Origin of the sequence: Sulfurovum sp., from assembly GCF_041562805.1 — a bacterium.
Taxonomy (GTDB): Bacteria; Campylobacterota; Campylobacteria; order Campylobacterales; family Sulfurovaceae; genus Sulfurovum.
The window spans coordinates 18,405-32,929 of sequence record NZ_JBFFOH010000006.1 but is presented as its reverse complement, the minus strand read 5'-3'; the positions used below and the strand labels follow the sequence as shown (position 1 = coordinate 32,929).

Sequence of the window (14,525 nt, the reverse complement as noted above, 5' to 3'; positions counted from 1 at the left end):
AGAGTATTACTACTCTACCTTCATAGACAAATCTATCCAGTTCGCCTGATGTATAACTGCTCCTGAACTAATAGCATCTACTCCAGTACTCGCAATTTCTTTAATCGTCTCAAGTGTTACATTACCACTGGCTTCGAGTAAAATATGAGGATAATTTTGATTTCTGTATCTGACAGCCTCTTTGGTCTCTTCTATAGACATATTATCACACATCACGATATCTGCTTCGGCTTTCATCGCCTTTTTAACCATATCAAGTGTTTCGCACTCTATCTCAACCTTTGAGGTAAAAGGAATTTTTTGTCGTACTTCTTGCATAAAAGCATCTAAGTCATCTATGGTCTGAAGGTGGGTGTCTTTCAGCATGAGACAATCATCAAGCCCCATGCGGTGATTTATGCCTCCCCCGCAACGTACTGCATATTTTTCAAACTCACGAAGCAGTGGTCTTGTTTTTCTTGTATCCAGTAACTTCACACCCGTATCTTTGATGGCATCTACATACTTAGCCGTCAAGGTTGCTATAGAACTTGCATGAAGTACCATATCCAAAATGGAACGCTCCAGAGAAAGAATAGTTTTTGAGTCTCCTGTCACAAATAAGAGCTTATCACCTTTTTGAAATGAGTCACCATCTTTCACTTCCCAGATCAGGTCAAGATCATACATCTTTTCCAATACTTCAACATATTCACGTCCTGCAAATATCCCATCACTCTTTGCGATGATATAGGCACGTATCTCTTTACTCTGGCTAATACGTGAAAAAAGGTCTCCTCTTCCTACATCCTCAGCGATCAATGCTTTTAAAAAATTTTCTTTTAACATTATTTAATCGCCAACATACGTTCTAATGCCAAGTTTGCATACTCTATCGTATGAGGATCCACCACGATCTCATTGATAGGTTTGTTGTCCTCTATCGACTTTAAAGTATTATAGAGGTCTTCCAAAGTGGTTTCATTCATTGTAGGACACTCCGGCTTTGTTGAAGAGAGCACATAAGTATTCCCTTTTCTCATTCTATTTACAAGATTGTACTCCGTACCTATAGCTACTTTCTGTTCAGGATCAAGGTCATTGACATACTTGATAAGCTGTGATGTAGAACCTGAAAAATCGGCTGCAAGCACTACGCTTGGATCACATTCTGGGTGTACAGCTATTTTAATGTCTGGATATTTGTTACGGTAAAACGCTATGTCATCTACAGTAAAAAGCTGGTGCACGGAACAAAAACCGTTAAAACAGATGATATCTGCTTCGTTAGGATCACACTCTTTTCCATCTACCTCTACACCAATCACACAAGACTTCAAACCCATCTGTATGGCGAAGTTTTGTCCTAAACATCTGTCTGGCACAAAGAGGATCTTCTTCCCACTTTCCAAACCTTTTTCGATGATCTTAAAAGCATTGGAAGAGGTACATACCAGTCCACCCATTTCACCCACTTTTGCCTTCACTGAAGCATCAGAGTTGATATAGGTGATAGGTAGAATATTTTCTTTGGCAATACCTCTGTCCACCATATACTGTACAGACTCTTCAAAATAAGAACCATCCATCATACGTGCCATGGCACAACAGGCTATTTTTGGCATTAGTACACGCTTTTCAGGTGCGATGACCTTTACACTTTGTCCCATAAAACCAACACCACAAAAGACAACCCAAGGGTTTGTATCTGCTTGGCATCTACGTGCCAACTCAAGACTGTCACCAATAATATCAGCCATTTCAAACACTTCATCACGCTGATAATAGTGTGCCACGACTGTGACATCCAATTCTTTTTTCAGCCTGTTAATTTCAGCTTTGTAATCAATACTCATTTATATCCTTCAGGAATTGAATCCTCTCACTAATGTGGCTATTTTATCAAAATTCGGATAAAATTGCACTATTCAAGTACTTATACCATTTTTTAAATAAGTGCAGTATAAATTTTAATTGTGGACTAATCATGGACTTTTTAACAAATCAAAATATTTTACTCTATCTTGCGGCATATCTCATAGCCGGAATTCCTTTTGGATACATACTGGCTAAAAAGTTTGCAGGGGTAGATATCAAAGAATCCGGTAGTGGCAATATCGGTGCAACCAATGTGCTTCGTGTGGTGAAAGAACAAGACCCGAAACTGGCAAAAAAGTTAGGTGCGATCACCCTCTTTTTGGATGCTATAAAAGGTGTTCTTGTCATACTTGTGGCTATGATGCTTGAGGCTCCGGAAAGTGTACTTTGGACGATAGCAGTGCTCGCTGTTGTGGGACACTGTTTCTCTGCATTCCTTTTCTTTGAAGGAGGAAAAGGTGTTGCTACAGGTTTTGGAGTACTGCTGGTCATGATGCCCGTTCCTGCGCTTATAGCTATTATTGTCTGGCTAGGAGCTGCAAAAGGCTTAAAGATCTCGTCACTCTCCTCACTCATAGGTCTCGTTGGCTTCATTATCGCATCTTATGTAATGTACCCTGAAGTGCCGGGTATCGGTTCTCATGCCCCTATCTGGATCATCGCATTTATCATTTTCTACAAACATATTCCAAATATTGTAAGGATCTTCAAGAAAGAAGAAGGCAAAGTCTAAAATGACCATTCATATAGAAGCTCTGACCTTTGATGTAATCATCGGTTTACTCGACTTTGAGCGGGATAAACCACAACGTGTCATCATTAATCTTGAAGCTTCTTATGATTACAGCGATAATAAATTTATCGATTATGCAGATATGGTATTTTTGATACAAAATGAACTCAAAGAAAAACGCTATGAACTTTTAGAAAATGCCCTTTTAGGTCTCAAAGACATCCTCTACACTACCTACCCAAACCTCAAAACACTTTCACTCAAAATATCTAAACCCGATATCTTACAGGAATGCACTGTTTCCTTAAGTAAAACTTGGGATTTTTAATTTTTTTTAAAAAAGCGCTATTTTTTATGTTATAATATTAAATAAATCTTAAAGATAAAAAGGTTCACTTATGAGAATATTGATCATAGAAGATGAAGTGACACTCAGCAAAACACTTTCAGATACACTCACTGAAGAAGGTTATCAAAATGATGTAGCTGAAAATCTGGGTGATGCAAAGTATTATATTGATATCAGAAACTATGATCTGGTACTGCTTTCATGGCCAGCTACCAATGACAAAAGTCTTGATATGATCTCTACTATCAAAACGGAAGCACATAAAACATCTGTAATCGTTCTCTCTGAGCGTGAAGACAAAGAGAGTGAGATCAAAGCGCTAAGATCTGGTGCTGATGATTTTATAAGAAAACCTCTTGACTATGATATTTTACTCGTACGTATTGAAGCCAAGCTAAGATTTGGTGTCTCTAACATTATTGAGATAGAAGACCTTATCATCAATCCGGAAGAAGAAAAGATCATCTATCAGGGTGAAGAGATAGAGCTCAAAGGTAAGCCATTTGAAGTCTTAACGCATTTGGCTATGCATAAAGACCAGATCGTTTCCAAAGAACAACTGCTTGATGCCATCTGGGAAGAGCCAGAACTGGTGACACCAAATGTTATTGAAGTAGCCATTAACCAGATCCGTCAAAAAATGGATAAACCTTTAGAGATAACTACCATTGAAACGGTGAGAAGACGCGGTTATAGATTTTGTTTTCCTAAAAGTATCTCATAAGTCATCACTTCTATGACACCCTTTTGGCGTCTTCCTCTTACCTGGTTCAAAGCATCTCATCATAAAAATGAAGCCATTCTTTTTTATGATGGAACTTGTGCCTTTTGCCATGCGATAGTTCGATTTGTTGTAATAAGAGATAAAAAAAACCTACTGACCTTTTCTCCACTTCAGGGAGAGACTATCAAAGAGAAAAATATCGATATCATGGATATGAAGAGTATTATACTCTATATACAAAATGAAGAAACACTCTATAAAAGTGACGCAAGCATTGCTCTGTTTGAAAGACTTGGTGGAATATGGTTCATTATGGCAAAAATAATTAAATTCATACCTAAGATCTTACGAGATGCTTTGTACGATCTTATCGCAAAAATACGTTACAAAATTGCAGGTAAGCTCGAGAGTAAAACATGCCCTCTTTTACCAAAAAACTACCAAAGTAAAATTTTATTATAAATTCACAGATAATTTAACTTAAGAATAAGCTTTGTTCGGTTATAACTCGTATAAATAACATATACAGAGGAAACCATGGCATTAGTAATAGATGACGAATGTATCGCATGTGATGCATGTAGAGAAGAATGCCCTAATGAGGCCATTGAAGAAAATGATCCGATTTATCTTATAGATCCAGATAGATGTACAGAATGTGTAGGTCATTTTGATGAGCCCCAATGTATCGCTGTATGTCCTGTAGATTGTATCGTTCCAGATCCGGACAATGTTGAGAATGTGGAAGAGTTAAAATTCAAATATGACAAACTGCAAGAAGAAGAGTAGTTAATCCATGGCAAAAAGAACTGCTATCATTGATATCGGTTCAAACTCTGCAAGACTTGTTATTTTTGAAAAAACAAGTCGTTACGGCTTTCATCTCATCTGCGAACAAAAATCCAAAGTACGTATTGGAGAAGGTGCCTATGAAAAAGAAGGCTATCTTCAACCCATCGGTATCAAAAGAGCTTATCTCACTTTAAAATCCTTCCTTCATACCATAGATAAATATCAAGCGAACAAAACACTTTGCGTTGCCACTTCTGCACTGAGAGATGCACCAAACGGAAAAGAGTTTGTCCAATGGATACAAAAAGAACTCGGCCTTTCTATCAAAGTCATCGATGGTAACAAAGAAGCAAAATATGGTGCTATTGCTGCAAATAATCTACTCCCCATCCATGAAGGCATAAGTATAGACATTGGTGGTGGTTCATCTGATATGGCATTCATCAAAAATGGCCATATCATAGATACCTATTCCCTTAACCTTGGTACCGTTAGACTGAAAGAACTGTTTTTTGATAAAGGCCTCAGTTCCACAGTGATAAATGAAAAAGCAAAAGCATATATACAAAATGAGTTAAATCAACTTCCGGAGCATTTTAGACATACCCTTGCCATTGGCATAGGGGGAACAGCAAGGACACTCTCTAAGGGTATTATGAAGCGAGTTGCATATCCTTTAGATAAGCTGCATGCGTTTTCTTATAATGTACAAGAGCATCAAGACTATCTTAATGCTATCCCTCTTTCTAGTGCAAAAAATCTCAAACGGTTCGGATTGCAAAAAAACCGTTATGATACCATACGTGAAGGTGCACTCATCTTCAACGAAATACTTGCCCATATAAATGCAAAAACTGTCATTTCAAGTGCTGCAGGGGTACGAGAAGGGGTATTTTTAGAACAACTCCTTAGAGAGGATAATCTGAAGTTTCCAAGCACCATCAATCCAAGCATTGTTTCTATATTGGATAGATTTAAACCTTTGGATATTATAGAAAAAAAACGGAAAACAAAACTCAAACTGGCTTCAAATCTTTATAGTGTACTACAAAAAGATATTGAGGATAACAAACAATACGAAGAAGAACTTCTCTGGGCTGTAAAGCTCTCTAGTATTGGACAGACACTTACTGTTTACAGATCACATCAACATGCCTTTTATATCGCTATGCAAGAACTTAACTATGGCTTTACGCATAAACAGATACTTCTTATATCCTTGCTGTTGCGCATGCATGGTAAAGAGCTTCTCAACAAACCTCTCTTTACACACTATAAACCGCTTCTTCCTGAGAAACAAGTACTGCTTTGGTTGAGTTTTATCTATACACTCACTGTACTTCTTCATGAGGCATCAAACAGTGCGAATATAACATTTGGCTATGAGAACAAAACCCTGCGCATCTTCTCTGACAAACCTCTATATCTTGCAAAAGAAAAGATCAAAGCTTTAGAAAAGCCTATACCGTTTGCGATTATTATTGAAGATGAAAGTAAATTGCCTAAAAATAAAAAGTTGGGAATTTAAACTATTTTGTAGAGGCCAAGGAAAAATCCTTGTCCTTTTATAAGTGGAAATCTAAAATTTTGTTCCCATAGAGAACTCAAATACAGATGTTTCATCATAGTCTTCATCATCAATAGGCCATGCAAATACAAGATTAATAGGCCCAAAGGCAGACTGCCATTCCAAAACCACACCGGTTGAAGATCTCGTAATATTACCAAAGTCTACAGTTCCTTGCTCTGCTGTATTTACACTGTCAGAAGAGATCCAACCATAATCATAGAAAAATGCCAGTCTCATCTTTGCTGCTTCTGAGAGAGGAATACTCGCTTCTATGCTTCCTGAAGCACTTTGTGTACCACCAATTCGATAGTCATACACGATGCCATTGTAATCCCTTGGCACTATTGGTGAAATAGAGTATGGATCATATCCACGTACGCTTCCTATACCACCTAAAAAGAGTCTTTCCCCAATAGGAATATACTCTCCATCCACTGAGGTAAGACTTGATACCCTTCCTTTTAAACGCAAGATCATATCATAATCGATCCAATCTTCCAATCCATAATAATATCCCACTTTTCCACTTACTTTGAATATATCTGCATATCCTTCAGGATATAGGGTTGCATTGTAATCATCTCCATCCAATGATGAGTATTCAAGGCTTAGAACTGCTTTCCAACCTTCTCTTGGTGTGTAATAATCATCTGTATTATCAAAACTGACTGAGGTGAATACTGAAGTCTTTTTGTATTGATCATAGTAGGCATTATAGGCAATATTAGTAGGGTCATAACTGCCATTATATGTTGAGTCATTATCTACATATCCTAGTCCGACAGAAGCATGTATGTGTCTATAGAATTGTCTACCTAATGATATAGACCCACCTAACTGGTCCTGTGTATAATCAATATACTCATAATCTTTTTTATAAAAACTCACTCCCAAACTGTACATACTGTCCCATACTTTCGGATTCACAAAAGAGAGGTTATAATTCGTTGAGATCTTTGAAACCTCAAATCCTAAAGTAGTGTTGATACCTGAACCAAATATATTTTTATCTGAGATAGAAGCGTTGACCATTAATCCTTCATAACTTCCATATCCACCACCTGCTGAGATCGTACCCGTAGATGTCTCTTTCACTTTCACAAGAAGATCGATCTTATCTGCTGAGATCCGCTGACTTTGTATATCTACATTTTCAAAGAATCCTGTTCTTCCCAATGCACTCTTTGAGTCTTTAAGGTCTGTGGCACTAAACGTATCACCCGGTGCCAAATAGATATAACGACGGATTACTCTGTCTTTTGTAGCATCATTACCAGAGATCACAACATCGTTGATAGTCACAATTTCACCTGGTTGCACTACATAATTTAGGTTGATCGTCTTCTTTTCAGGGTCTTTATGCATTTGCGGAGCCACTTTTACAAAGGCATATCCGAAGTTACCCACTGCTTCTTCCAAGTTCTTTATATCTTTACGCATACGCTTAATATTAAAAATCTTACCCTCTTTGAGTGTAAGTCTATCTTTTAGATCTTCCGTGTTAAGTCCTTCGACATCTTGTGTGATACCAACAGTTCCTACACGATATTGTATGCCCTCAGTTACCTGATAATCTACTTTTGCATTATACGAACCAAAGTCGACTCTCATAAGAGGTTTACTCACATCAGCATCCAGATAACCACTTTTCATATATACATCTTTCACTCTGTATGCATCATATTCAAGTTGATCTACTGTTGCTTCACCAGTATTTCTAAAAGGCATCCAACCGAGCCAGTCTTTTTCTTTATTTGCAAGTTCAAATTCAAGATCACTTTGATCTATCTTATCCGCACCTATAAAGTTTTGTTTCTGGATAATGATCTTCTCACCTTTATTTACATCAAAGACAATAGCAACACTGCTTTCTCCTACAGGTACTGTACTCACATCCACCACTGTGTCATAATAACCTTGACTTTCTACATTTGAGATGAGTGTTTTTGTTGCTTTTTTAATACGTCTCTCATCATACAGGTCACCTTTTTTGAGACCTATGGTTTCTAAAAGTTTTGCACCATCATCACCTGAGCCATACCCTTTAATGTCAACATTTGCAATCGCCAACTTTTCTTTAAAATGATACACAAGTACGCCACCATTTTGATCTACCCATACATCTTCAAAATAACCCTGTGAAAAAAAGTTTTTAATAGAATCATTTATGTTTCCAGCATTGATCTCATCTCCAACCTTGATACCTGCAATCTCTTTTGCCATAGTAGGAGAGAGATGTGCAAGTCCTTCAAATTTAATCTGTGTAACTTTTTGGGCTGAAAGGAGTGAACCTATGAGTATCCACGTAAGAAGTATTTGAAAAAGTGCTATCTTTTTGATCATAATGGGCCTTAGTATAATTTGCAATATTTTATCTTTATTTCAATAAGAAGCTGATAAGAAACAGAGAAATCATGCTATACTCTTTCAAAAAATGGGGTAGGTATATGATGGCCAAAATCAAAGTCGGTATCGTTGGTTTAGGGCTTATGGGTGGATCTTTAAGTCTCGCACTGAAAAAACATTCTAAAGACTACTACTTTGTTGGCTTGGATCATAACGAGCTTCATTGTTCAGATGCACTTAAACTGGGTCTCGTAGATGAGATCTGTACCTCTATTGATGGACTTAAAAGCTGTGATATCATCTTTTTAAGTATCCCTGTCGATGGTATTATCTCTGTTACCAAGCAGTTAGGGTCGCTCAATGACACATGTACTGTCATTGACTTGGGAAGTACCAAAGAAAAGATCTCTCTTTCGATCCCCTCTGAGATAAGAGATAATTTTGTGGCTGCCCACCCTATGACTGGTACAGAAAAATTCGGTCCTACTGCTGCACTTGAAGATCTTTATACCGACAAGGTTGTTGTACTTTGTGACCTTGAAAAAAGTGGAATGCATCAACAAAATGTTGCTAAAAAGCTTTTTACTGACATAGGTATGAATATCGTCTGTATGGGTGCAAAAGAGCATGATAAACATGCTGCTTTCATCTCTCATATGCCACATGCAGTAAGTTATGCATTGGCAAATTCCGTCATGGCACAAGAAGCTTCCAAAAGTATTATTGCTCTTGCTGGCGGTGGTTTTAAAGACATGAGCCGTATTGCAAAATCATCACCTAATATGTGGGAAGATATCTTTAGACAGAATAAAACCAATGTACTCGAAGCGATCAACTCATTTCAATCAGAACTTAAAAAGTGCGAAAAAATGGTAGAAAACGAAGAATGGGAAGCATTAAATGATTGGATGAAAGAGGCCAATACCTTACATGACATTTTAGACTAGGCTACAACCTATATCTAAATGTTGCTATCACCTCAACCTTTTTACCTATGCTTTTTTGTATCACTTCTTTTAAGCGTAGCTTCTCTTCTTTTGTAAGTATCCCTGTTGCCATCACCTCACAACGAACTTCATTTAAGTTCTTACGATGAACAAGCTCTATATGCAGCAGTTTTACATCATTTTCACCTACAGAAAATGCTAGATTTGAAAGTATGGTCTGTACACGTATATCTTCTTGCATTTTATTAAATGAACTATACAGTGGTATAGCTACAACTGCCACAATAGTCATCCATATCAGTATCCCTTTTTTGGCAATGTGCAAAGGGGAGAAACCCAAAATAACAAAGGTCAATGCCGCAGCAAGAACAATACCAACAAGATTGGTAATAAAAAGTAGAAATGCCGTACCAAACATATGCCAATCAACCCAACCAAGTCCTATCCCTGCTACAGCGAGAGGAGGGACTAAAGCAACCGCAATAGCAACCCCTGCCAGGGAACCAAGTATCTTTTCATTACTCTTTGCGTAAGCTGCTGCTACACCTGATACGATGGCAACAAAGAGATCTAGTATGGTGGGAGAAAGCCGTCCTGCCATTTCTGAAGTTAGTCTTTCCATCGGTGTAAAAAATGCAATAATAGCAGCAGTAGAAAGAACAGCTATAACGCCTATAGCGATGGTTTTCGCACCATTCAGTTCCAGATCACTGTCTTGCCTTAATACCCCCATACTTAAACTCACAATCGGCTGCATCAGGGGAGCTAACAACATTGCCCCAATAACCACTGAACTTGAATTAATAAAGAGTCCAAAGGTAGCGATCATAGTTGCAAGTATAAGTAATATCATAAAACTTGATCTAAGCCGGCTCTCTTCCCTCAGATTTTTAAAAAGTGTCGTATATTGTGACTGGCTAGCATGGGAGAAAAGAGGGATGGATTGACTTAAATGATCTGTATTCTCTTTATCTGAAGGAAGATGATCTACTTTCATACTGTCTTTTGTACTGTATTCTTTACTCTGTTTTTCCCAAAATCCATCACCTACGCCCAATGCTAAAGCACTCTGTTTAACTTCCAAATCTACAGGCGTCTGTTGTACTGCAGAAGAGTCTATGAGCACCTTTATAGGATCTTGAGACTCTATGGTAATTTTACTGCTTCGTATATATCCTACAGACTTTGGTAAAGCTTTAGGTGTCCAATGTGAGACTAAAGAGCTAAATAAATACCCTACATATTGTACGATCGACGCAGGAGAAAGCACTACAAGGGAAAACCTCCCGTCATTTCCACTGAGTTGCGAAGTAACGAGTTTGGCGGCGAACGTGGAGTTGTTGTATTCAAGTCCTACTGCACCTACTGCAGATAGATTAATCACTTTGTCTTTTGCATCAGTGATTTTCATTTGTGTATGTTTAAGTGTTTTAACTTTTTTGATTGTACTCCAAAAAAGTTTTATCCTATCTAAAAAAGTTTTACCCTCTAAAGTTGTATCAAACTGATCGAGCGGAGGCGCATCACCTACCACAACTTCTTGAATGACGATACTGCCATTACAATAAAGTAAGTCAATCTTTTTTTCACTTAGTTTTAATGCCTTTTCAACAGCATCTTCTGTCTTAGTCTCTAAAGCAAATGTACGGATAAGTTCTTTTTGTGTAGGTCGAGGAATGATGCCCAAAGGAAGGTTATTTTGATGTGCTATGCTCATCAGCATTTTTATCTCTTCAATACATCCAGTCACAAGAAGATGAGAAGCCTTAGAAAGATCAAGTTCTCCAAGGTTAGTGAAAGAAATATAGGTGACCGTTTCTTTCACTAAAAATGTTTTGACTGTTTCAAGGTAAGCTTTATCTTCTTCTGCATAAATATAATAAATCATAGATACTTCCTCTGCTCTTTACATACTAAACTAAAGACATTGTACCTATTCTATCTAAAACGCTCAACCATCTCTTTGAGTACTTTTTTATCTATCTCTACTGTTTTATCACCATTTTTACGGGCATACAGTTTACGTACCATCTCTTCAACTTCTGTATCTTCACTCATATGAGCATACAGTATTTTCAAAGCTTCAGATTCCTTATACGGATTTGCACGCCTGCTTTTCAAACGTGGCAATCGTTGGAGTACTATTATAGACAACGCACCTAGACCAAAGGATGCAACAAGCATCCACCATGCTACAGTTTTGACTTCAACCCGTTCTTCCTTGCTCGCTTCCTGGCTAGATAAAGGTTGTGCTATCTTTGTTTGGACCATACCATTTGTATGGGGTTTCAAGCTCAAAGAAGCAGAGGTAGATGACTTCTTAATAGTAACCTCGTATGCATTTACATTGAGCTCTTTCATCTGCTGATCTTCAGGCGCTAACATAGAAAAACTTCGTGCTGGTATTTTAAAGTCATCTTCTGAGATAAAGGCAAAACTTTTACTGTAAGTGCTATAAAGTTGACCATCTAAAACCTTGGTTTCGACCTTCGCTTCATCACTATACACCGTGACACCATCTATCTCATATTTAGGGAATTCAAAACTTTCCAGATTACCTTTTCCTTCTATCTTGACTGTAAGGTTTACTGGTTTATTGGCTTTGACTTCTTCAGCATCGATCGTTACATCTACTGTAAAGTCACCCACTAGATCACTCTCTTTTGCTTGTGGCAACACTTCTATCTCTAGAGTGTTAGATGCCATTTGCTTCCATTCTGTTCCAAAGGTCATTCCAAATATATCTCTTCTACTTCTATCGGCCACGCCAACTTTCGCATGTGCGGGGGTTACAGTAAAGTTCCCTTCTTCTTGTGGCGTGAGGATATACCTTACTTCCTGGACTTGATAGTTTCCTTTGATATAGGCATTTTGATCTCCGCCTTCTGTCACGATAAAGCCTGAGAAATTCGGTGCAGTATATTGTATATCATGTGACAGTCTCACACCATTTTTCAAAGAAAAATAAACTGTTACCATGAGCGATTCGCCTACCATGACCTTAGTCTTATTGGCACGCATTTGCAAAGAGAATATGTCATTACTTTGTCCTACAGTTGCATTGGACTTGACCATTTTTATCTCAATGGGTTGTGTTTTATAAATTTTTCCATCAATCTTCACTTCATATGAAGGGATACTTACATTTTGGTTGGGAATAAAGGTATATGTTTTTGTCGTAGTATACTGGCTTTTCATTTTTCCATTTATGTAGCTATATGAACTGCTGCTTCCGGAATTTGTACCTACAACACTATGTCCATCGATCATTTGGATATCTGGGAATTGTGCATCATCCCCAGTAGCCTTGATCTGTAATTGAACAGGGTTACCATTTACTATTTCTGTGCTGGACACAATAGCTTCTACCCCATCTGACCAGAGAGATTGTACCGCCAATGTCATGACCAATAATACTTTACCAAGGTTTCGCATTTTCATTCCTTTCACCTTTTTTACCTTCACCCATCTGATACATCATCGTCGGGGTCTTACCTTTTTGCATCTTTTTCATAAGACGCTTCAACTCTTGTTCTTGCAACTTTTCTTCTTTACTCATCTCTTTTTGCTCTTTAGGCTGACCTGATTCTTGGTCACCTTTTTTGTCTTGGGGCTTTTTCTCTTTTTCACCCTCTTTTTTCTTCTTATCTTCTTTTTTCTTTCCGTCGTTTTTCTCTTTTTTGTTTTGATCTTTATTTTTTTGGTCTTGTTTTTGCTGATCTTGCTCTTTTTGATCTTTATTTTGTTTTTGATCCTGATTCTTTTTGTCGTCTTTGTTTTGTTCTTTATTTTCGTCTTTATTTTCTTGATCTTTCTGATCTTGTTTTTTCTGCTCTTCTTCTTTTTTCTTCTGTTGTTTAGCTAATTCAAGATTGAATTTCGTATCTTCATCCTCTTTAAGCTTCAAGGCTTTTTCATATGATTCAATGGCTTTGTCCCACTCTTTTTTCTGAAACTGGCTGTTACCTATGTTATGCAGTCTAGTGGATTCATCTATACCTTCTGCCTTTTCATAGGCTTCCATAGCTTCATCAAATTTTTTATCTTTATAGAGTGCATTTCCGATATCATACTGTTTTTGAGGACTTTTTGCCTCTAAACTCTTTAACAAAGTTGCACTCTTGCCATACTCTTTCGCTTCATATGCCTGATTTGCTTCTTGTATCGTTTTAAAGTCAGTAAGCCCGGCATGGAGTATGACACCACTACTTAGCATCAATAAGATCAATCTTGTCATACGGCTCTCCTTCTAGGCATCGAACTAAATGCGATCAGCAACAACAACAATCCAGCCCCTAACGGATAGTAAAAATACTCTACACGCTCTTTGACTGTCACTTCACCCTGCTGTTGATTTTTATATTTACCCCGTATCACGGAAACCAATTGTGTTATATCTTCTTTTCCTGTGCTGGCTACCACGTACGCACCATCATTCTCTTTAGCCACTTCGCCCAAGGCATCATTTCTTTGCGTGATCGCTATCGTACCGTCTTCAAGTGTAAAAGGTTTTCCATTTTCATCTATAACCGGAGATCCCTTCTCTGTTCCTACAAGCACCACATAAAGATCTATCTCATTTGCTTTTAGTATCTCTGTAAAACCTGCTATAGCTTCCTCATCTCCGCCATCAGTGAAAAGAACTATCATCTTAGGCTTTTTCTCCTCCAGTAAAGAAGAGGCCAATTCACCTAATGCTGAAAAATCAGTAGATCCCATGTTAATATAAGAGTCATCTACCCCTTCAACCATCATTTTCAAGGTTTCCTTATCACTTGAAAAAGGTGCCAGGACAAAAGGACTGTATGCAAATGCTACCACACCTATCTCATCGCTCGGCATAGCATCAAACAGTAAACTCATCTTCTGTTTCGCAAATGTCAGACGGTTAGGATAGACGTCCGTACTTCGCATAGAACCAGAAATATCAAGTGCTGTAAGCAGTGTCAATCCCTGCACTTCTACCGTTTTATCACCCTTTTCCATGACAGGTCTGGCCATCGCAACAATCATTAAAAAAAGTGCTAAGAGCATCAGTATATTACGCACTATCAAAGGCATACTCTCATCTGTAGCACTCAATCGTTTCAGTACTTTCTCATCAAAAATACGGGAAAGTCTCTCTTTGTTCGTAGAGATCAAGAACGTGAAAATAACAAAAGGAATGATAAGAGCCCAAAAAAACTGTGGATTTACAAAACTCATCT

General features: G+C 37.8%; 14 protein-coding genes. 7 read left to right on the top strand and 7 right to left on the bottom strand.

What is annotated here, in order from left to right; all coding sequences use genetic code 11:
• Positions 1 to 9: 9 nt before the first annotated feature.
• Both nadC and nadA read right to left on the bottom strand, forming a co-directional pair.
• Positions 10 to 828: a carboxylating nicotinate-nucleotide diphosphorylase gene (nadC, locus tag ABYK33_RS01745; protein ID WP_373031182.1), complete on the bottom strand. Its 819-nt coding sequence runs from the start codon at positions 826 to 828 to the stop codon at positions 10 to 12.
• On the bottom strand, positions 828 to 1,835 hold the full coding sequence (gene nadA, locus ABYK33_RS01740; protein WP_373031181.1) for a quinolinate synthase NadA: 1,008 nt from the start codon (positions 1,833 to 1,835) through the stop codon (positions 828 to 830). The genes nadC and nadA overlap by 1 nt, the downstream gene beginning before the upstream one ends.
• A gap of 131 nt (positions 1,836 to 1,966) precedes the next feature.
• On the opposite strand from nadA, the gene plsY reads away from it, so the two are divergent.
• The 6 genes from plsY to ABYK33_RS01710 all read left to right on the top strand — a co-directional run bounded on the left by plsY (position 1,967) and on the right by ABYK33_RS01710 (position 5,983).
• Positions 1,967 to 2,590: a glycerol-3-phosphate 1-O-acyltransferase PlsY gene (gene plsY / locus ABYK33_RS01735; protein ID WP_373031180.1), complete on the top strand. Its 624-nt coding sequence runs from the start codon at positions 1,967 to 1,969 to the stop codon at positions 2,588 to 2,590.
• Position 2,591: 1 nt separating this feature from the next.
• Positions 2,592 to 2,918: a dihydroneopterin aldolase gene (locus ABYK33_RS01730; RefSeq protein WP_373031179.1), complete on the top strand. Its 327-nt coding sequence runs from the start codon at positions 2,592 to 2,594 to the stop codon at positions 2,916 to 2,918.
• A 70-nt stretch (positions 2,919 to 2,988) separates the two neighbouring features.
• Entirely contained in the window at positions 2,989 to 3,663 is a 675-nt protein-coding gene (gene hsrA, locus ABYK33_RS01725) for a homeostatic response regulator transcription factor HsrA (RefSeq protein ID WP_373031178.1), read from the top strand.
• A gap of 12 nt (positions 3,664 to 3,675) precedes the next feature.
• Positions 3,676 to 4,125, top strand: coding sequence for a thiol-disulfide oxidoreductase DCC family protein (locus ABYK33_RS01720; protein ID WP_373031177.1), 450 nt, complete (start codon positions 3,676 to 3,678; stop codon positions 4,123 to 4,125).
• A 75-nt stretch (positions 4,126 to 4,200) separates the two neighbouring features.
• Positions 4,201 to 4,452 (top strand): YfhL family 4Fe-4S dicluster ferredoxin, encoded by a 252-nt coding sequence (locus ABYK33_RS01715; protein WP_373031176.1) that lies wholly within the window; start codon positions 4,201 to 4,203, stop codon positions 4,450 to 4,452.
• Between the two features lie 7 nt (positions 4,453 to 4,459).
• On the top strand, positions 4,460 to 5,983 hold the full coding sequence (locus ABYK33_RS01710; RefSeq protein WP_373031175.1) for a Ppx/GppA family phosphatase: 1,524 nt from the start codon (positions 4,460 to 4,462) through the stop codon (positions 5,981 to 5,983).
• A 51-nt stretch (positions 5,984 to 6,034) separates the two neighbouring features.
• On the opposite strand, the gene bamA is transcribed toward ABYK33_RS01710, so the two are convergent.
• Positions 6,035 to 8,368 carry an outer membrane protein assembly factor BamA gene (gene bamA / locus ABYK33_RS01705; RefSeq protein ID WP_373031174.1) on the bottom strand — a complete coding sequence of 778 codons (2,334 nt, stop codon included), beginning with the start codon at positions 8,366 to 8,368 and terminating at the stop codon, positions 6,035 to 6,037.
• 107 nt (positions 8,369 to 8,475) lie between these two features.
• Between bamA and ABYK33_RS01700 the strand changes: the two genes are divergently transcribed.
• Complete coding sequence (locus ABYK33_RS01700; protein ID WP_373031173.1) at positions 8,476 to 9,318, top strand: prephenate dehydrogenase; 843 nt, start codon at positions 8,476 to 8,478, stop codon at positions 9,316 to 9,318.
• 1 nt (position 9,319) lies between these two features.
• Here ABYK33_RS01700 and ABYK33_RS01695 read toward each other — a convergent pair whose 3' ends face one another.
• The 4 genes from ABYK33_RS01695 to ABYK33_RS01680 are packed head-to-tail and all read right to left on the bottom strand — an operon-like array spanning position 9,320 to position 14,523.
• The gene (locus ABYK33_RS01695) at positions 9,320 to 11,206 is read right to left on the bottom strand and encodes a DUF389 domain-containing protein (RefSeq protein WP_373031172.1); all 1,887 of its coding nucleotides are present in this window, start codon (positions 11,204 to 11,206) and stop codon (positions 9,320 to 9,322) included.
• A 50-nt stretch (positions 11,207 to 11,256) separates the two neighbouring features.
• Positions 11,257 to 12,753 carry a BatD family protein gene (locus ABYK33_RS01690; RefSeq protein WP_373031171.1) on the bottom strand — a complete coding sequence of 499 codons (1,497 nt, stop codon included), beginning with the start codon at positions 12,751 to 12,753 and terminating at the stop codon, positions 11,257 to 11,259.
• Positions 12,737 to 13,555, bottom strand: coding sequence for a tetratricopeptide repeat protein (locus ABYK33_RS01685; protein WP_373031170.1), 819 nt, complete (start codon positions 13,553 to 13,555; stop codon positions 12,737 to 12,739). The genes ABYK33_RS01690 and ABYK33_RS01685 overlap by 17 nt, the downstream gene beginning before the upstream one ends.
• Positions 13,552 to 14,523 (bottom strand): VWA domain-containing protein, encoded by a 972-nt coding sequence (locus ABYK33_RS01680; RefSeq protein WP_373031169.1) that lies wholly within the window; start codon positions 14,521 to 14,523, stop codon positions 13,552 to 13,554. The genes ABYK33_RS01685 and ABYK33_RS01680 overlap by 4 nt, the downstream gene beginning before the upstream one ends.
• Between the last annotated feature and the right edge of the window lie 2 nt (positions 14,524 to 14,525).